The organism is Streptomyces sp. HmicA12 (assembly GCF_000373565.1).
Taxonomy (GTDB): domain Bacteria; phylum Actinomycetota; class Actinomycetes; order Streptomycetales; family Streptomycetaceae; genus Streptomyces.
In genome coordinates this window covers 501,625-520,291 of record NZ_KB891842.1, presented here as the reverse complement: position 1 = coordinate 520,291, position 18,667 = coordinate 501,625, and the positions used below count along the sequence as shown (strand labels likewise).

The following is an 18,667-nucleotide window of genomic DNA, read 5'->3' as shown; positions in this document are numbered from 1 at the left end:
CGGTCGTCTCACCCGATGCTGAGCGCGAGGCAGAAGTCGACGCGGTCGCGCAGGGTCGCCAGGCTGTGCCCGGTGAGCTGTTCGACGCGCCGCAGCCGGTACCTCAACGTGTTGACGTGCACGTGGAGTTGCTCGGCGCAGCGCTGCCAGGACCCCGACGCGTCGAGGAACGCGCTGAGCGTGGCGACGAGTTCGCTGCCGTGCTCGGTGTCGTAGCGCTCCAGGACGCCGATGAGCCGGTCGCGGTAGAGGCGGCGGACGTCGTCGGGGACGGCGGCGATCAGCAGCAGGTGCGAGGAGAGTTCGTCGCTGCCCGCGGTGCGCACGGTGCCGGTGCCGAGGGCGGCGACCCGGTGCGCGTGCCGGGCCTCGTCGACGGAGCGGCGCAGCGCGGCGGCTCCGGTGGCCGGGCTGCCGGTGCCGAGGGCGGCGCGGCCGTGCCCGATGAGGGGCGCGAGCCGTTCGGCGGCCTCGGCCACGCCGTCGGTCCCTTCCGGTACGAGCAACAGATACGCCCCGTCGTCGACGGGGATCGCCGCCGAGCAGCCCGGTACCCGGTCGGCGACGTCCTCCAGGACGGTGGCGGCGAGTTCGGCCCCGTACGGACTGCCGGTCGTGCTCAGGTACAGGGCGCCGAGCGCGCTGTCGCCCAGGCCGAGGCCGCGCAGCCGGGCCTCGGCGGCCGTCTCCTGTCCGGCGGCGAGCAGGTCGACGGCCTCGCGCAGGAAGCGGGCCTCGATGCGGCGGCGTTCCTGGACGGCGGTCTTGTCGAGGGCGAGCAGGGCGCACACCTCCCAGGCGGCGTCGGAGACGCCGGGCGCCCAGTCGCGGTGGTCGCCGGACGCGGCGAGATACCCGGCGGGCGGGCGGTGCGCGACGGGTGACTGGACGGGGAACAGGGTGAGTTCGCCGCCGCCGCTCAGGGCTCGTACGGCCGGGAATCCGCCCGCCGCGAGGGCGTCCCGGTGGGCCCGCGCGAGCTGCTGTCCGGTCACCTCGGGGACGCCGCCCGCGATCGGCCGCCCGGTCGCGGACAGCACGGCGCACCACACGCCGGTGGCCCGCGCGAACACGTCCACGAGGCCTTCCGCGCCCGCGCCGGAGGCCATGCTGGCGACGAGGCCGCGGTGCAGCCCGGCCGACGGGGCGCGCCGCTCGGCCCCGTCGAGGGCGGCGAGCACGGTCTCGGTGAGCGCGGCGAACGACACCTCGTCCTCGACGGCGAGCAGCGTGAGCCGGTGCCGTGCGCAGGCGTCGCGCAGCGCGTCCGGGAGCACGCCGACCCCGGCGGTGCCCGCGACGAGCGCGGCGACCCCGGCGCCGGACAGCGCGGCGACGAACACGTCGGCGTCGCGCGGCTCGTGGTACCAGGTGGTGCTGGTCAGGACGAGTTCGCCGCCGTCGAGATAGCGGCCGGGGTCGGGCAGGTCGGTGGTGTAGACACCGCGGATCCGCGGGGCGTCGGCGGTGACGACGGGGCTCAGCCCGAGCCGTGGCATGGCGAGCAGTCGGTCGAGCTGCACCGGACGGCCTCCTCGTGCCCGCCCCGTGGCAGGGCGGCGATTGTTACGGGCATGCACGCCGCTGTGCACGGGATTTGGAGAATAGTACGGGCCGCTCCCGCGAAATCGCGGTGCCGTCTGGAGACGCGTGCAGTCCCGGTGGGGCGGCGTCGACGGTTCACTGAGGGTCATCCGCTCCCGGGGCGCCCCGGGGCCGGTCCGAGCCGCATGCCCCTCCCCCCTTCCCTGTCCCAGCCTGCCGTCGTCTCCCGTGCGAGGAGTCCCCATGCGCGCCCTCCGTGAACGTCCGACACCCATCGAACAGTTGGGGGCCGAGCCGGTGCCCCTCGACCGCCGGCACGGCCGTCCCTGGTCCCTGTTCACGCTGTGGTTCGGCGCGAACGTGCAGTTCGCGACGTTGAGCGTCGGCGCCCTGTCCACGTCGGTCTTCGGCCTGGACTTCGTGCCCGCGGTGCTCGCCGTCGTCACGGGTACGTTGCTGAGCTCGGCGCTCGTCGGACTGTTCTCCACGCGGGGGCCGCTGACCGGCGTCCTCCAACTCGTCCAGTCCCGCGTCCCGTTCGGCCGCCTGGGCAATCTCCCGTCGGCGGCGTTCACCGTCGTCAACGGGGTCGGCTGGTGTGTCGTCGACTCGCTCCTCGGCATCTTCATCCTGCGCGATCTGACGGGGATGGGCTTCGGCCCGGCGCTGGCCGTGATGGCGGTGGCGCAGATGGGCGTGGCCGTGGTCGGCTACCGGCTGATCCACTCCGTGGAACGCGCGCTCGCCGTCCTGCTGGTGGTCGTGTTCGCGGTCATGTCGGTGTACGGCTTCGGCGAAGTGTCGGCCCAGTCGCCCACCGAGCCCGCCAACGGTTCGGCCGCCGCGTTCCTGCTGGTCGTCGCGGTCACGGCGGCGCGGGTCCTCGGCTGGTCGGCGTACGCGTCCGACTACAGCCGCTATCTGCCCGCGACGGCGAAGCCGCGCCGGGTCTTCCTCGCGGCGGGCGGCGGCAGCGCGGTGGCCGGGGTGTGGATCGGTTCGCTGGGCGCGGCCCTCGGCACGGCGGGCGCGCTCGACGACCCGAGCGGCATGGTGAGCGACCTCCTCCCGCACGCGCTCGGGAGCCTGGTCCTGCTCTCCCTCCTCCTGTCCACGCTCGCGTCGACGGTCATCGACCTGTACTCGGGCGCGATGGCGGCGCTCGTCGCCGGTTTCACGATCCCGCGCTGGGTGTCGGTGCTCGCCGTCGGCGGCCTCGGCACGGCGCTCGCCTGGTACGCGGGGCACGGCGACTTCGCGGCGCAGCTCAACGACTTCCTGCTGATGACCGGGTACTGGCTGGCGCCGTGGGCGGCGGTGACGATCGCGGCGTTCTGGATCCGCGGCCGCCGTCGGCCGCTCGCGGACCCGTACGACCGGGCGCACCGCTTCGGCCCGGGTCTGCCCTGCGTCCTGCTGGCCCTCGCGGTCGAGGTCCCGTTCATGAACCAGTCCCTGTACACCGGCCCGCTGGCGGCGGCGCATCCGGCGCTCGGCCCGTTCGGCCTGTTCATCGGATTCGCGGTGGCGGGCGCGGCGTACCTGCTCGCGACGGCCTTCCGCTCCCCCGCACCTCACGACCTCACCTCTCACCCGCACCCGCACGCGACCCACGAAGGAGCAGCACATGACCACGCTCACCCCTGAGGACGAGAAGTTCCTGCGCACGGCGATCGATCTGGCCGCGGCCTCCCGCGCGGGTGGCAACCACCCCTTCGGCGCGCTCCTCGTCCTCGACGGCGAGGCGGTCCTGGAAGCCGGCAACACGGTGGTCACGGAACGGGACGCCACCGGCCACGCCGAGACGAATCTGGTCCGCCTGGCCACGCGTGCCTACTCCCCCGACGACCTGTCCCGGGCCACGCTCTACACGTCGACGGAGCCCTGCGCGATGTGCACGGGAGCCGTGTACTGGAGCGGCATCGGCCGCGTCGCGTACGCCCTCGGTGAGGACGAACTCCTCGCCCTCACCGGCGCGGACCCGGAGAACCCGACGATGTCCCTCCCGTGCCGCGAGGTCCTCGCGAGGGGCCAGCGCCCGGTGGGGGTGACGGGCCCGTGCCTGCACGAGGAGGCGGCGGCGGTCCACGCCGGTTTCTGGGCCTCGTGAGGGGCGCGGGGAACGGCGCGAGCAACCACGACAGACCGTCACACGAGAAGGCGCGGCGGGGGCCACCTCCGACATCCCAGCCCCCACCCACCCGCACGCACACATTCCACGGAGTCGCACCATGCAGCGCACCCTGATCCACAACGGCATCGTCATCCCCTGCGACGGCACCCGCACCACCCTCGACCCCGGTTCGGTCCTCATCGAGGGCGACCGCATCACGGCGATCGACCACCCGTCCGCCTTCGCCACCACTGACGCCCACGTCATCGACGCCTCGGGCCACGCGGTGATCCCGGGCCTGCACAACACCCATCTCCACTCGGGCCTGCTGCGCGGAACAGCGGAGTCGAAGTCGCTGTGGGACTGGCTCCGTGACTACGTGGACCCGGCGCACAAGGCGCTCACCCCCGAGATCGCCCAGGCCGCGTCGCTGCTCTGCTACACGGAGTCCCTGCGGGCGGGCACCACCTCGGTCATGGACATGTGGCGCCACATGGAGGGTTCGGCCCACGCCGCCGAGCAGGTCGGCCTGCGCGCGACCCTCGTGCCGTACGTCGCCGACCTCCCCGGCTACGACTACTTCGAGACCCTGGAGACGAACCGCCGTCTCCTGACCGAGTACCGCACCTACGCGCACGACCGCGTCCGGTCCTGGGTGGGCCTGGAGCACCTCTTCTACTGCAGCGAGGAAGCGTTCAAGGAGGCGGCGGCCCTCGCGGACGAGTTCGACACGGGTCTGCACACCCACTCCTCCGAGACGACCTGGGAGGTCGAGGAGTCCGTGCGGCAGTTCGGCCGCCGCCCGATCGAGGAGTTCCACCATCGCGGCATCCTCGGTCCGCGCACGGTGGTCGCCCACTGTGTGTGGCTCGACGACCACGAGCTGGACCTGCTGGCCGCGACGGGGACGAGTGTCGCCCACTGCCCGTGCTCCAACATGAAGCTGTCGTCGGGCCCGGCCCGGGTCGCCGAGATGCGTCGCAGGGGCATAGCCGTGGGCCTGGGCAGTGACGGCGAGAAGGAGAACAACAACCTCGATCTGCTGGAGGAGATGAAGTTCGCCTCGCTGCTGCAGAAGGTGACCTCGCTCGATCCCACCACCGGCGACCCCTGGGACATCCTCACGATGGCCACCGTCGACGGCGCCCGCGCCCTGGGTCTGGACGGAGAGACCGGATCACTCGAAGTGGGCAAGAAGGCCGACGTCGTCACCGTCGACCTGCGGCGCCTGCACACGACGCCGCTGCTGCACGGCCCGGACTTCAACGCGGTCCCGCATCTGGTCTTCTCGTCCCAGTCCGCCGACGTCGACCACGTCTGGGTCGACGGCGAACTCCTCGTGTCCGGTGGCGAGGTACTGAGCGTGGACACGGACCGCGTCCGCGAGAGCGCGCAGAGCGCGGCGGAGGAACTGTTCCGGCGCCGGGCGGCCCTCACGGACTGAGCCACCCGGCGCCGAAGGCATTCACGCCGGGCTGAGCTTCCACTGCTGGCAGTTGTTGTTCAGCCAGGTCCACTGCCGTACGTCGGCGCCGTCGGCCGTCGAGCAGTCGGCGACGTCGGCGACCTTCCCGGTGGCCTGGTTGACGATCCGCACCCAGCCGCCGCTCTCGGTGGTCAGGAAGCGGAACCGCTGGCAGGTGTTGTTCAGCCAGGACCACTGCCGCAGGTCGGCGCCGTCGGCACTGGAGCAGTCGGCCGTGTCGAGGACCTTTCCGCTCGCGACGTTCACGAGTCGGCTGGTGTCGTCGCCCTGGTCCTGGATCCGCCACCGCTGGTTGCCGCCGCCGTCGCACGCGTACTGCTGGACGTTCGCTCCGTCGGCGCTCGAACTCCCGGCGACTTCAAGGCACTTTCCGCTCGCCCGGTTGGTGAGCGTGTACGTCGTGGGCGTGCTGGACGGTTCTCCGGACGGTCCGGCGGTGCTGCTGCCGAGCGCGTTCGGGGTGCCGAGGTTCGGGCTGCCGTCGGCGTTCCAGCCGAAGCCCTGGGCGCGGGTGGTGCGGCCGTTGTCGCAGCCGTCGCTCGCCGCGTCGTTGGCGTGGTAGACAATCCAACTCTGCTGCCCGTCGGGCGAGTTGAAGAACCCGTTGTGTCCGGGCCCGTACACGCCCTTGGCCGCGCTGCTACTGAAGACGGCCGTCGACTTCTTGGTCCAGGACGACGCGGCGGTCGGATCGGAGCCGGCGAGGGTGAGTTGCCCGAGCGCGTAGTCCGGGGTCCAGCAGCCGCTCGCCGAGTAGATCAGATAGGTCTTGCCGCCGTGCTGGAGGATCTCCGGGCCTTCGTTCACGGCGGCGCCGGACTTCTCCCAGGAGTACGTCGGCGTGGAGATGGTGGTGTAACTCCCGCTGACCGTATAGGGGTTGGACATCGGCGCGATCACGAGGTTCTGGGTCCCGCCGCCGCTCGCGCTGCCGAGCACGTACAGCTTCCCGTTGATGGTGGCCACAGTCGGATCCAGCATCCAGGAGCCGCTGAGCTGACTCTTGTACGTGTACGGGCCGAGCGGGTCGCTGCCCGTGGACTCCAGGACGTGGACGCGCTGGGTCGGGTTGTAGTCGGTGATGTTCTGCCCGGCGACGTAGTACAGGTACCAGTGGCCGTCTCCGTAGTGCAGTTCGGGCGCCCAGATGTTGCAGCAGCGGGATGCCGCGTCGCCCTTCCACACCTGGATGCTGGGCGCGGTGTCGAGCCCACCGAGCGTCGGGGACCTGCGCATCGTGATGACGTCGGTCCAACTCGTGGTCACCAGGTAGTAGTTGCCGTCGTGGTACGAGATCCAGGGGTCGGCTCCCTTGACGGACTTCACGGGGTTGGTGAACGAGGCCGCGCTCGCCGACGACTGGCCGAGGCCGAGCGCGAGGAGCAGCGCGGCGAGCAGGGTCAGTAGGCGACGGGCCATCCGGTGCTCCAGTTCAGGAGGTTGATGCCGAGCTTCGGGGTGCCGTTGTCGTTGCCGTCGTAGTAGTGGTAGACGATCAGGTCGCCGTCGGAGTCGTTCATGATGGACTGCCCGCCGGGGCCGATGACGCTGCCGTGCGACTCCAGGACGGCGGTGCCGCCGTTGTTCGTCATGGCGACGCCGTTCTTGTCGTAGTACGGCCCGGTGACGCTGGTGGCCCGCCCGACCTTGACCTTGTACGTGGAGCTGGTGCCCGCGCAGCAGGTGTCGTAGGAGGCGAAGAGGTAGTAGTAGCCGTTGCGCTTGACGATGTACGGGGCCTCGACGGCCTTGGTGCCGGTCGGGCGGGCCGCGAGCGAGGAGCGGGTGGTGTTGGAGGAGAGCTGTTTCCCGGTCGACGGGTCGATCTGGATCATCTTGATGCCGGTCCACCAACTCCCGAAGGACAGCCACCACTTGCCGTTGTCGTCGACGAAGAGGTTCGGGTCGATGGCGTTGTAGTCGCTGGAGGTGGTGGAGGTGTAGACGACGCCGTAGTCGGTCCAGGAACCCGGCAGGCCCGTCGTCGAACCGGCCAGGCCGATCGCCGACTTGTTGGAGCCGAAGGTGGAGACGGCGTAGTACATCAGGTACTTGCCACCGTGGTACGAGATGTCCGGGGCCCAGGCCTCCGTCGCGTACGACGACCACCACGACGGTTTCGTGGTGAACGCGTCGCTGCCGGCGCTGAACGCGATCCGGTCGGTGGAGGTGCGGTAGCCGAGGCCGCCGCCGGTCGCGTACAGCAGATAGCGGCCGCCGGAGGTGCGGATCATGGTGGGGTCGTGGACGACGGTGGATCCGGTGACCGTGCCGGGGTTCGGGTAGGCGGAGGCCGTCGACGGCAGCAGGGCGAGGACGGCTGCGGCCGGGACGGCGAGGAGCGCGGTTCTCATGCGGCGGGGTGCGCGGCTCACGCGGCTCTCCTTCAGGGCGGGGGACAAAGAGGGGTGCGGCGGCTTCGAGACACGGTCGCCGTCCGGGCGCGGAAGGTTGCCCCTCCGCCCCAACGTCCGCGATATCGAACGCCGGTCGTGACTTCGGACGGGACCGTAGAATCGAACCCCTTGCGCGTCAATGACTTCTGCACACCTCTTCTGCCAGGGTGATGCCCGGGTGATCGATCCACCCCGCAACCGTCCCCCCACCCCTGCCGAGGAGTCGCGATGAGCCGCCGCGCGTCCAAGCAACGTGCCGCCACCCTGTCCGCCCTGGTCTGTCTGCTGGCCCTGACCGCCGCCGCGCCCGCGGCACCGACGGTCGTCCACCGCCCCGTGAGGAAGCCGCAGGGCAGCCTGCTCGACTCGGTGCCGAAGGCGGGGGTGCTGCGGGTGTGCACGACGGGCGACTACCGGCCGTTCACGTACAAGGACCCGAAGGACGGCGCGTACAGCGGTGTCGACATCGACATGGCGCGGGACCTCGCCAAGTCCCTTGACGCGAAAGCCCGGTTCGTCGATTCGACGTGGGCGGATCTGACGAAGGACCTGTCGGTCGGGAAGTGCGACATCGCGGTCGGCGGTGTCTCGATCACGCTGCCGCGCGCCCGGCAGGTGTACTTCAGCGAGCCGACGCGCGAGGACGGCAAGACGCCGATCGTGCGCTGCGCGGACAAGGACAGGTTCCGGACACTCGCCGAGATCGACAGGGCGGGGACGACCGTCGTCGTCAACCCGGGCGGTACCAACGAGCAGTTCGCGCGCGCCAACATCAAGAAGGCCACCATCAAGGTCCACCCGGACAACACCACGATCTTCGACGAGATCGTGGCGGGCCGGGCGGACGTGATGATGACCGACGCGAGCGAGACGCTCTACCAGGCGAAGATCCACCCGGAGCTGTGCTCGGTCCACCCCGACAAGCCGTTCACGTTCTCCGAGAAGGCGTACGCGACCCCGCGCGGCGACCGGGACTTCCAGGAGTACGTGAACCAGTTCGTGCACCTCGCGACGCACGACGGCACGTACGCCACGTACGAGGCGGAGTGGATGAGTTGAGCCCCGCGGGAACCCGCTAGAGCAGAGTGGGCGTGAGGTCGGGGGCGTCCCCGGCCTCGTACGCGTCCTCGTCGAACGGGTACAGCGGGCGCTCCACCCGGTGGTGCCCCAGACGCAGCAGATCCTGGTCGACACCGCCGGGGGTGAGCGCGAGCAGCCAGTCGGCGGCCATGTCGTGGAGCTCGGGCTCCAGGTAGCCGATCTTGACGACGACGAGGTCGTAACGGCGCGGGTCGACGCCGAGTCCGCCGTCGGCGGGGCCCATGAAGTCGGCGAGGGTGTGGAACGGCTTGCGGCGCTCGACGAGGATCACGGTGAGGCCGCCGACGCGGACGGCGGCCATGTCGACGCCGCGGTCGTACGCGCCGCCCTCGGCGCGGTCCTTCTGGTCGGCGGCGCGCTGCAACGCCTCGACGGTGCCGGTGAGTTCGTACGGTCCGCCGTGGTTCGCGTCGACCTTGCCGCCGACGGAGAGCGTGACCTCGGCGCCGATCCCGGCCTCGAAGCAGGCGGCGACGGCGACCGGGTCGGTGATGCCCGGGTGGACGGCCGTGACCTTCCCCGTACGGATGGCGTCGTGCGCGAGGAGCTTTCCGAGCATGTACGCGAGGTCGCCCGCGCCGCCGGCCGTCGGGTTGTCGCCGGAGTCGCTGATGAGGAACGGCCGCTTGTCGGAGGCCACCGCCTTCTCGATGCACTCCTCGGCGCTGCCGGTCGGGCCGACGAAGACGAAGTCCTTGCGGGCGTCCCAGTAACGGCGGGCCAGCGACTCGGCTTCCCGCGCGGCGAGTTCGGCGTCCTCGCCGGTGACGACGATGGCGGCCTTGCAGCGCGGCTCGTCGGCCCAGGCGTAGCCGACCCACAGGGCGGCGTCGAGGATGCCGTCCTTCCCCTCGATGTCGGCCAGCGAGGCGTACAGGGACTTGGCGGGCTCCAGGCGCGTGCTGGTCTTCTCGCCGGGGAGCAGGACGGGGACCTGGACCCAGGCGCGGTGCGGGCGGACGCCCTCGCGCAGGCAGTGCACCAGGTTGCGGGCGGCGCGCTCGCGGGTGTCCCAGGCGTCCTCGTGCGGGGCGAGGCGGTGCGCGGTGAGCAGGTCGATCGGCTCGGCGAAGCGGCGCGAGACGTTGCCGTGCAGGTCCATGGCCGTGGAGATCATGGGGCGGGTGCCGTCGGGGGTGCCGTGGTGGTCGAGGGCGGCGCGGACCGCCTCCGTCAGGTCGCCCTCGGCGTCGGTGAGGCCGATGACGCTCATCGCGCCGTGGATGTCGTAGACGAGGCCGTCGAGCGGACCCGCCTCCCGGATGCGCGTGACCAGCTCGTTCTTGAGGATCAGGTACGACTCGGCCTCCACCGGGCCACCGGGCAGCGACGTCGCGTGCAGCAGCGGCACCCACTCGACCAGGTCGGCGAGGTCGGAGTCGGCCCGCGTCCACGTGTAGCGGTCGAGGAGGTCCTGGCCGCGGGTCTGCCGGAAGTCGTCCGTGGTGGAGCGGTGCGGGCAGAACGTGGACGACTCGATGCCGATGCCGCCGATGCCGATGCGCAGTCGGCGTCCGGTTACCGGCGCGGTGGTGCTGGTCATGCGTGAGCGCTCTCTTCCTGAGGTGCGGAGGTGGCGGTGGGGGCGGAGGCGGCGGCCGACAGGTGGTGGTGCAGCGCGGTCAGGCCCGCGCCGAGCAGACCCGCGTCGGCGCCCGCCGATGTCGTGGTGATCTCCAGGTCGGCGGTGGCGAGCGGCAGGCAGCGCTCGTAGAGGACGCCGCGGACGGCGGCGACGAGCGGTTCGGCGGTGGCGAGGACGCCGCCGAGGGCGACGGCCTGCGGGTTGAAGAAGTTGACGACGACCGACAGGACGGTGCCGATGTGGCGTCCGGCGGTGCGCACGAGGGTGGTGGCGACGGGATCGCCGTCGGCGACGAGTCGGAGCAGTTCGTTCGTGCTCGCCACGCGCACGCCGCGGACCGCGAGCTCGGCCATCAGCGCGGCGCCGCTGGCGACGGTCTCCAGACAGCCGATGTTGCCGCAGGAGCACGGCCGTTCCCCCGCCGCTTCTACGCGTACGTGGCTGATGTCGCCGGCGCTGCCGTTCGCGCCGTCGTACGGGCGGCCCGCGACGACGACGCCGCTGCCGATGCCGCGGCCCGCCTTGACGACGACCATGTGGTCGAGGTGCGGGCGCGTCGTGCGGTGTTCGCCGACGGCCATCATCGTGGCGTCGTTGGCCACGACGACCGGCATGCCGAGCCGCTCGGCGAGGACCTCGCGCAGCGGGAAGCGGTGCCAGCCCGGCATCCGGGAGGGGCTCAGGACGCGGCCGTCGGCGGGGCCGACGGGCCCGGGGAAGGCGACGCCGAGGGCCCGGACGGAACGCCCCGACTCCTGCTGCTTCGCGGCCAGTCGAGCCACCTGGGCGCACAGCCAGTCGACGGCCGATTCGGGCCCCGCCGTGATGTCGTGCGGCAGGTCGACCGCGTCGTGCACGGCCCCGGCCAGGTCGACCGCGCCGAGCCGGGCGTGATGGCTGCCCAGGTCGGCGGCGAGCGCCACACCGCCCTGCGCGCGCACCTGGAGCAGTCGGGGCCTGCGCCCGCCGCGCGAGGCGCCCTCGCCCGACTCGGTCAGCACACCGGCCGCGACCAGTTCCTGCACGCGCAGCGACACCGTGGACGGGGCGAGCCCCAGCTCCCGGACGAGATCCGCCCGGGAGGCCGCGGCGCCGGACGACACCAGCTGAAGGATGTGCTGCGCGGACCCCGGCTCGCTCTCGTGCGACGTGTCGGCCATGCGTCCCCCAGCTCAGTTGCCCCACCGGTGCGGCGAGTTCGTTCGGCTTCATTCGGCAAGTTAGTTCGACTGCGGACCGAACACTAACCCTGACCGAACGAAGTTGACCAGGGTCGGCCATATTTTGAACTACTTTCCGAATGAAACTATTGACTTGATTCGAACGGCCGACTTAGCGTTCGGGCGCCGCCTCGTCGATCTCTGGCACGGGTGCGGCTCCCGCTCCCCCTTGGAGGCCCTTCGGCATGCGTTCCCTCAGGTCAACGGCGTCCACCGCGCTCGCACTGGCGGCGATCCTGGTGGCGCTCACCGGCTGCACGCACGAGGGCGGCAGCATCGCGATGGGCCCGACAGGCGGGACCCCCGTCCAGGGCGGCACGGCCACCATGGCGCTGCCGCCCGCCGCGACCCCGAACTGGATCTTCCCGATCGGGGCGCCCGGCTACGGCGCCTCGTACAACTACGCAATCCAGACACTTCTGTACATGCCGGTCTATGACGCGGTGCAGGAGAAGGGCGAGTTGACGACCCAGGGCCCGAGCACGCTCGGCCTGAAGCCGACGTACAGCGACGGCAACCGCACGGTCACCGTCCCGCTGCGCACCGGCGTGAAGTGGTCCGACGGCAAGCCGGTGACGGCGCGCGACCTCGAGTTCTGGTTCAACCTCGTCAAGGCGAACAAAGCCGACTGGGGCAGCTACTCGGTCGGCACGATGCCCGACAACGTGAAGAAGTTCGAGGTCGTCGACGACCACACGGTCCGGCTGCACCTCGACCGCGCGTACAACCCGGACTGGTTCACGGCGAACCAGCTCACCCTCATGCGCGCCATGCCCCAGCACGCCTGGGACGCCACGTCCGACGGCGGGAAGGTCGGCGACTGGGACCGGACGACGAAGGGCGCCAGGACGGTCTTCGCCCGGCTCACGCAGCACGCGAAGAGCCTGGGCTCGTACGGCAGCGATCCGCTGTGGAAGACCGTCGACGGGCCCTGGAAGCTCGCGGGCTGGCGGGACAGCGGCCAGGTGACGATCGTCCCGAACGAGAAGTACACCGGCCCGAAGTCCGAGCGCCCGCACCTCGACAAGGTGGTCTTCAAGCCGTTCACGACCGCCGACTCCGAATACAACGTGCTGCGCTCCGGTGGCGTCGACTACGGCTACATCCCGCCGTCGGTGATGGCGCAGAAGGAGAAGTTCCAGGACAAGGGGTACCGCGTCGACCCGTGGGAGGGCTGGGCGGCGACCTACATCGTCTACAACTTCAACTCCACCCACGCGGGCCCGGAGATGAGCCAGCTCTACATCCGGCAGGCCATGCAGCACCTGGTCGACCAGAACGCGATGAGCAAGGTCATCTGGCAGGGCAGCGCCACGGCGACACTCGGCCCGGTACCGGTCACCCCGAAGAGCCAGTACCTGTCGGACAAGATGGCGAAGAACCAGTACCCGTTCTCGGTGAGCAAGGCCACGTCCCTGCTGTCGAGCCACGGTTGGAAGACCGTCGACGGCACGGCGCGCTGCGTGCGGCCGGGTACGGGTGACGACCAGTGCGGCAAGGGCATCGAGAAGAACGACCCCCTGGAGCTCACCCTTCTGTCCCAGTCCGGCTCGACCGAGACGACGAACATGATGCAGGAGCTCAAGTCGTCGCTCAGCAAGGCCGGGATCGACCTGACCGTGCGTCAGCAGCCGCTCAACTCCGTGCTCGGCAACTCCGTTCCGTGCAAGGCGAAGGACCCCGGCTGCAGCTGGGACATGTCCTTCTTCGGCACGGCCGGCAGCTGGTACTACCCGCTCAACCCGAGCGGCGAGCAGCTCTTCTCCACCGGCGCGTCCGCCAACTTCGGCAACTACAGCGACAAGAAGGCCGACCGCATCATCCGGGCCGTGCAGTACTCGCCCGACATGAAGGCCGTCCACGAGTACGGCGAGTACCTCGCCGAGCGGCTGCCGGTGATGTGGATGCCGAACCCGGCCTATCAAGTCTCCGTGATCCGCAACGACTTGAGGGGCATCGAGCAGAACCCGACCGTGACCTTCGCCCCGCAGCACTGGTACTACGTCACATCCGCCAAGAAGGGAGCCGCGAAGTGACCGGCTTTCTGGTCAAGCGTTTCCTTCAGGCGCTCGTCGTCCTGTTCCTCGTCTCGATCATCGTCTTCACGCTGCTGCATCTGCTGCCGGGCGGTCCGGCCCGCGCGATCCTCGGCCCGAAGGGCACATCGCAGCAGATCGAGCACTTCAACCACCAGCAGGGGTACGACCGTTCGCTGCCGCAGCAGTACCTGCTGTACCTGAAGCGCCTGCTCACCGGTGACCTCGGCGAGTCGTACAAACTCAACTCCCCCGTCTTCGACCTGCTGAAGCAGCGCCTGCCGAAGACGCTGCTCCTGACTCTCCTGTCGACGGTCCTCGCCGTCGTCATCGCGGTACCGCTCGGCCTGCTTCAGGCGGTGCGCCGCGGCAAGGCGTCGGACTACGCGCTGACGGGCCTCGCCTTCCTGATGTACGCGACGCCGGTGTTCTTCCTCGGCCTCATCATGATCATCCTGTTCGCGCAGGTCTTCCCGATCTTCCCGGCGGAGGCCCCGCAGGGCGAGACGATCGGCCAACTCCTCGGCGACTTCAGCGGGTTGGTCCTGCCGGTGGTGACGATGGCGTTCGGCATCGTGGCCATGTTCAGCCGCTACATGCGCTCGGCGGTCCTCGACAACCTCACCGAGGAGTACGTCCGCACGGCCATGGCGAAGGGCCAGTCGAGCCGCCGGATCATGGTCAGGCACGTGCTGCGCAATGCCCTGATCCCGCTCGCCACCCTCCTCGGCCTCTACCTGCCGACCCTGTTCAGCGGCGCGCTCGTCGTCGAGTCGATGTTCAACTACCCGGGCATGGGGCTGCTGTTCTGGAACGCCGCGCAGGGCTCGGACTTCCCCGTCCTGCTCGGTGTGACCCTCGTCGTCGGCATCGCGACCGTCCTCGGCTCGCTGCTCACCGACATCCTGTACGCCGTCCTCGACCCCCGGATCCGGAGCGTGGCATGACGACCGCTGTGTCCCCCTCAATACCCGGAACCGACGACGAGGCAGCGGCCGCGCGGGCCACGCCCTCGCTGGCCCGCCGCACGCTGCGCGTGTTCACCGGCAACAAGCTGGCGCTGACCGGTGTCGTGCTGCTCGTCCTGCTGCTGGCCTTCTGCTACCTCGGCCCGCTGCTGCACCCGACCGAGCAGATCCACACGGACCTTTCCCGGGCGAACCTGCCACCCGGCACCGACGGCCACCTCCTGGGCACCACCGACCTCGGCTACGACATGCTCGGCCGGCTGATGACCGCCGGGCAGACCTCGCTCGAAATCGGTCTGGCAGCGGGGCTGTTGGCGACGCTGTTCGGCACCGTGTACGGCGCTGTCGCCGGGTACTTCGGCGGCTGGGTCGACGCGACGATGATGCGCATCACCGACGCCGCGCTCGCCATCCCGGCGATGTTCCTGCTGGTCGTCGTCGCCGCGATCATCACGCCCAGCAAGGGCATCCTGATCCTCATCATCGCGGGCGTCGCCTGGCTCTCCCCGGCCCGCCTGGTGCGCGGCGAGGCACTGTCGCTGCGCAACCGTGAATACGTACAGGCCATGCGGATGATGGGCGGCGGCGGAGCCCGCGCGGTGTTCAAGCACATCGTGCCGAACGCGATCGGCACGGTCATCGTCAACTGCACGTTCCAGATCGCCGACGCGATCCTCTACGTCAGCTATCTCGCCTTCCTCGGCCTGTCCATCCCGCCGCCGTCCGCCGACTGGGGATCGATGCTGTCCGCCGGCATCACCTACACGCAGAACGGCTACTGGTGGCTGATCTTCCCGCCGGGCATCGCGATCGTGCTGGTCGTCGCCGCGTTCAACTTCATCGGCGACGGGCTGCGGGACGCGTTCGAAGTACGGCTGCGGAAGTAACGGAGACCCATGATGACCGAGCCTCTGCTCAGGATCGACGACCTGCGGGTCGACATCGCCACCCGCGACCGCACCGTGCACGCCCTCGACGGCGTCTCCCTCGACCTCGCGCCGGGTGAGGCGCTCGGCGTGGTCGGCGAGTCCGGGTGCGGCAAGACGATGACGGCGCTCAGCGTCCTCGGGCTGCTGCCGCCCGGCGGCCACGTCACCGGCGGGCGCGTCCTCTTCGACGGCCAGGACCTGGCGGCGGCGCCCGCCCCGGTCCTCCAGGACGTACGCGGCAACACCATCGGCATGGTCTTCCAGGACCCGCTGACCTCGCTCAACCCGACGATGACGATCGGCGCGCAGGTCGCCGAACCGCTGCTGCTGCACCGCGGGATGTCGAAGAAGGAGGCATGGGCGCGCGCCGAGGAAACGCTGCGGCTCGTCGGCATGCCCCAACCGGGCGAGCGCATGAAGGCGTATCCGCACATGCTGTCCGGCGGCATGCGCCAGCGCGTCGCCATCGCCATGGCCCTGGTGTGCGAGCCGAAGCTGCTCATCGCGGACGAGCCGACCACCGCCCTCGACGTGACGACGCAACACCAGATCCTGGAGCTCATCGACGACCTGCGGGCCCGGCTCGGCATGGCGATGATCCTGGTCACGCACGACCTCGGCGTCATCGCCAACCGGGTCGACCGGGTGGCCGTGATGTACGCGGGCAAGGTCGCCGAACAGTCCGACGTACGCGGCCTGTTCGCACGCCCGCGCCACCGGTACACGGAGGCGCTGTTCGCGGCGCTGCCCGAGCGCGCCGCCGACCACGACACCGAACTGCACACGATCCCCGGCCTGCCGCCGAGCCTGACGGTGCGGCCCACGGGCTGCCGGTTCGCCCCGCGCTGTACGTTCGCGACCGACGAATGCCGGTCGAGCGAACCGGAGCTGGTGGACGACGAGGCGCGGGGCGCGGAGCACCGGTTCGCGTGCTTCCACCCGGTGCCGGACGCCTCGGTCGATTCCGCCGAGGCCGAGGTCGTCGCGCCGCCGGCCGTCCCGGCGCCGCCCGCGCCCGGCGGCGTACTCCTCGAACTCGACACGCTCGTCAAGGAGTTCCCGCTCAAGGGCGGGGCGTTCTCGCGCGGCAAGGGCACGGTGAGCGCGGTCGGCGGGGTGTCGCTGACGGTCCGCAAGGGAGAGACGTTCGGCATGGTCGGCGAGTCCGGCTGCGGCAAGACGACGCTCGGCCGGATCGTGGCGGGCCTGGAGGAGCCGACGTCCGGCACCGTCCGCTTCGAGGGCCGCGACCGCGCGGACCTTTCGCGGGCCGAACGGCGGGCGCACCGCCGTCGCGTGCAACTGATGTTCCAGGACTCGACGGCCGCCATGGACCCGCGTATGCGCGTCGGTGAGATCCTGCGCGAGCCGCTCGTCATCCAGGGCGTCGGCAACCGAGCCGAGCAGGAGAGGCTCGTCGGCGAACTCCTCGACGCGGTCGGTCTGCCGCGCGGGGCGGTGCACCGCTACCCGCACGAGTTCTCCGGCGGTCAGCGCCAACGCCTCGGTCTGGCAAGGGCGTTGACGCTCTCGCCCGACCTGGTGGTGGCCGACGAACCGGTGTCGGCCCTCGACGTGTCGGTCCAGGCCCAGATCCTCAACCTGATGCGGGAACTGCAGCGCGAGCGCGGCCTGACGTACTTCTTCATCTCGCACGACCTGGCCGTGGTGCGCTACCTCGCCGACACGGTGGGCGTGATGTACCTCGGCAAGCTGGTCGAGGTGGGCCCCGCCGAGCGGGTGTACGCGAACCCGCTGCACCCGTACACGCGCGGCCTGCTCGACACGGTCAACGTGCCGGATCCCGCCGCCGAGGCCTCCGGCACGCCGCTGTCCGGCGAGACCCCGTCGGCGGCGAAGCCTCCGTCGGGCTGCCGGTTCCGCACCCGCTGCCCCGTCGCCCAGGACGTCTGCGCGACGACGGAACCTCCCGTGTCGACGCCGGACACGGAGGGTCACCAGGTGGCGTGCCACTTCCCGCTGGGGGTGACGGTGCCTGCGTAGCGCGGTCGCGGGGCCCGGACCTCTTCGGTGGTCCGGGCTCCGCCGTCCGACCTGCGCAAAGTCGGGTGAACCGGCCATTGTCAGTGCCGGGGTGCAGACTGGCCGATACCTGGGGACAACGACGTTTCGGAGGTGTTCGGCATGACTGAAGTGCTGCTCGCTGTGGGCACACGCAAGGGGCTTTTCCTGGGGCGCAGGCGCGCGGACGGCGGATCGGGCGCGCCCTGGGTCTTCGACGAGGATCCGTACTTCAACGCGCAGGCGGTGTACTCCGTCGCCATCGACACCCGGGGCCCGGCGCCGCGGCTGCTCGTGGGCGGCGACAGCGCGCACTGGGGGCCGTCCGTCTTCCACTCCGACGACCTCGGCCGGACGTGGACCGAACCGGCCGCCCCCGCCGTCAAGTTCCCTCAGGACACCGGGACTTCACTGGAGCGGGTGTGGCAGCTGCACCCCGCGGCCGCCGAACCCGACGTGGTGTACGCGGGCACGGAGCCGGCCGCGCTGTACCGGTCGGAGGACCGCGGCGAGACCTTCGAGCTGTGCCGCCCGCTCTGGGAGCATCCGACCCGCTCCCGGTGGGTGCCGGGCGGCGGTGGCGAGGGCCTGCACACGGTGCTGACCGACGCCCGCGATCCGCAGGCCCTCACGGTGGCGGTGTCCACGGCGGGGGTCTTCCGCTCCACGGACGGCGGGGCGAGCTGGGACCCGGCGAACTCGGGGGTGTCGGCGGTGTTCCTGCCCGACCCGAACCCGGAGTTCGGTCAGTGCGTGCACAAGGTGGCCAGGGACGCCGTCGACCCGGACCGGCTGTATCTGCAGAACCACTGGGGCGTGTACCGCAGTGACGACGCGGGCGGCCACTGGACCGACATCGGGGCCGGGCTGCCGTCGACGTTCGGTTTCGGCATCGCCGCGCACCCGCACCGCGCGGACACCGCGTACACGTTCCCGATCACCGCGGACGCGGACCGGGTCCCCGCCGACCGCCGATGTCGCGTCTTCCGCACGCAGGACGCGGGCAAGAGCTGGGAGCCGCTGAGCCGGGGCCTGCCGGAGGGCCCGCACTACGGCACGGTGCTGCGGGACGCCCTGTGCACGGACGACGCCGACCCCGCGGGGGTGTACTTCGGGAACCGGAACGGGGAGGTGTTCGCCTCGGCCGACGACGGCGACAGCTGGCAGCAGTTGGCGTCGCATCTGCCGGATGTGCTGTGCGTACGCGCGGCCGTGGTGGGCTGAGGCCCGGCCGCCCGGTGGTCGGCCGTCGGGCCGCGGCCGACC

General features: G+C 70.9%; 14 protein-coding genes. 9 read left to right on the top strand and 5 right to left on the bottom strand.

Annotation, left to right across the window (positions count from 1 at the left end; genetic code table 11):
- Positions 1–8 precede the first annotated feature (8 nt).
- Entirely contained in the window at positions 9–1,523 is a 1,515-nt protein-coding gene (locus B072_RS48450) for a PucR family transcriptional regulator (protein WP_018534677.1), read from the bottom strand.
- A gap of 265 nt (positions 1,524–1,788) precedes the next feature.
- Between B072_RS48450 and B072_RS0135160 the strand changes: the two genes are divergently transcribed.
- From B072_RS0135160 to B072_RS44820, 3 genes are all read left to right on the top strand, one after another.
- Positions 1,789–3,192, top strand: coding sequence for a purine-cytosine permease family protein (locus tag B072_RS0135160; protein WP_018534676.1), 1,404 nt, complete (start codon positions 1,789–1,791; stop codon positions 3,190–3,192).
- Entirely contained in the window at positions 3,173–3,655 is a 483-nt protein-coding gene (locus B072_RS0135155; RefSeq protein WP_018534675.1) for a nucleoside deaminase, read from the top strand. Before B072_RS0135160 ends, B072_RS0135155 begins: the two co-directional genes overlap by 20 nt.
- A 121-nt stretch (positions 3,656–3,776) precedes the next feature.
- A complete protein-coding gene (locus B072_RS44820) occupies positions 3,777–5,102 on the top strand; it encodes an amidohydrolase family protein (RefSeq protein WP_018534674.1) in 1,326 nt (441 codons plus the stop codon).
- A 21-nt stretch (positions 5,103–5,123) separates the two neighbouring features.
- On the opposite strand, the gene B072_RS0135145 is transcribed toward B072_RS44820, so the two are convergent.
- Complete coding sequence (locus B072_RS0135145) at positions 5,124–6,563, bottom strand: family 43 glycosylhydrolase (RefSeq protein ID WP_018534673.1); 1,440 nt, start codon at positions 6,561–6,563, stop codon at positions 5,124–5,126.
- Positions 6,545–7,498 (bottom strand): arabinan endo-1,5-alpha-L-arabinosidase, encoded by a 954-nt coding sequence (locus B072_RS0135140; protein WP_018534672.1) that lies wholly within the window; start codon positions 7,496–7,498, stop codon positions 6,545–6,547. The genes B072_RS0135145 and B072_RS0135140 overlap by 19 nt, the downstream gene beginning before the upstream one ends.
- Positions 7,499–7,768: 270 nt before the next feature.
- Between B072_RS0135140 and B072_RS0135135 the strand changes: the two genes are divergently transcribed.
- Positions 7,769–8,599 carry a transporter substrate-binding domain-containing protein gene (locus B072_RS0135135; protein ID WP_018534671.1) on the top strand — a complete coding sequence of 277 codons (831 nt, stop codon included), beginning with the start codon at positions 7,769–7,771 and terminating at the stop codon, positions 8,597–8,599.
- Positions 8,600–8,615: 16 nt separating this feature from the next.
- Here B072_RS0135135 and B072_RS0135130 read toward each other — a convergent pair whose 3' ends face one another.
- Positions 8,616–10,184: a M81 family metallopeptidase gene (locus tag B072_RS0135130; protein WP_018534670.1), complete on the bottom strand. Its 1,569-nt coding sequence runs from the start codon at positions 10,182–10,184 to the stop codon at positions 8,616–8,618.
- Positions 10,181–11,386 (bottom strand): ROK family transcriptional regulator, encoded by a 1,206-nt coding sequence (locus B072_RS0135125; RefSeq protein ID WP_018534669.1) that lies wholly within the window; start codon positions 11,384–11,386, stop codon positions 10,181–10,183. The genes B072_RS0135130 and B072_RS0135125 overlap by 4 nt, the downstream gene beginning before the upstream one ends.
- A gap of 245 nt (positions 11,387–11,631) precedes the next feature.
- Here B072_RS0135125 and B072_RS0135120 point away from each other — a divergent pair, with 245 nt between their 5' ends.
- From B072_RS0135120 to B072_RS0135100, 5 genes are all read left to right on the top strand, one after another.
- Positions 11,632–13,482, top strand: coding sequence for a peptide ABC transporter substrate-binding protein (locus B072_RS0135120; protein WP_018534668.1), 1,851 nt, complete (start codon positions 11,632–11,634; stop codon positions 13,480–13,482).
- The gene (locus tag B072_RS0135115) at positions 13,479–14,429 is read left to right on the top strand and encodes an ABC transporter permease (protein ID WP_018534667.1); all 951 of its coding nucleotides are present in this window, start codon (positions 13,479–13,481) and stop codon (positions 14,427–14,429) included. The genes B072_RS0135120 and B072_RS0135115 overlap by 4 nt, the downstream gene beginning before the upstream one ends.
- Complete coding sequence (locus B072_RS0135110) at positions 14,426–15,337, top strand: ABC transporter permease (protein WP_018534666.1); 912 nt, start codon at positions 14,426–14,428, stop codon at positions 15,335–15,337. Before B072_RS0135115 ends, B072_RS0135110 begins: the two co-directional genes overlap by 4 nt.
- Before the next feature lie 12 nt (positions 15,338–15,349).
- Positions 15,350–17,383, top strand: a complete 2,034-nt coding sequence (locus tag B072_RS0135105) for an ABC transporter ATP-binding protein (RefSeq protein ID WP_018534665.1) — start codon at positions 15,350–15,352, stop codon at positions 17,381–17,383.
- Positions 17,384–17,524: 141 nt separating this feature from the next.
- Positions 17,525–18,625, top strand: a complete 1,101-nt coding sequence (locus tag B072_RS0135100; RefSeq protein ID WP_026246622.1) for a WD40/YVTN/BNR-like repeat-containing protein — start codon at positions 17,525–17,527, stop codon at positions 18,623–18,625.
- The last annotated feature ends 42 nt before the right edge of the window (positions 18,626–18,667 follow it).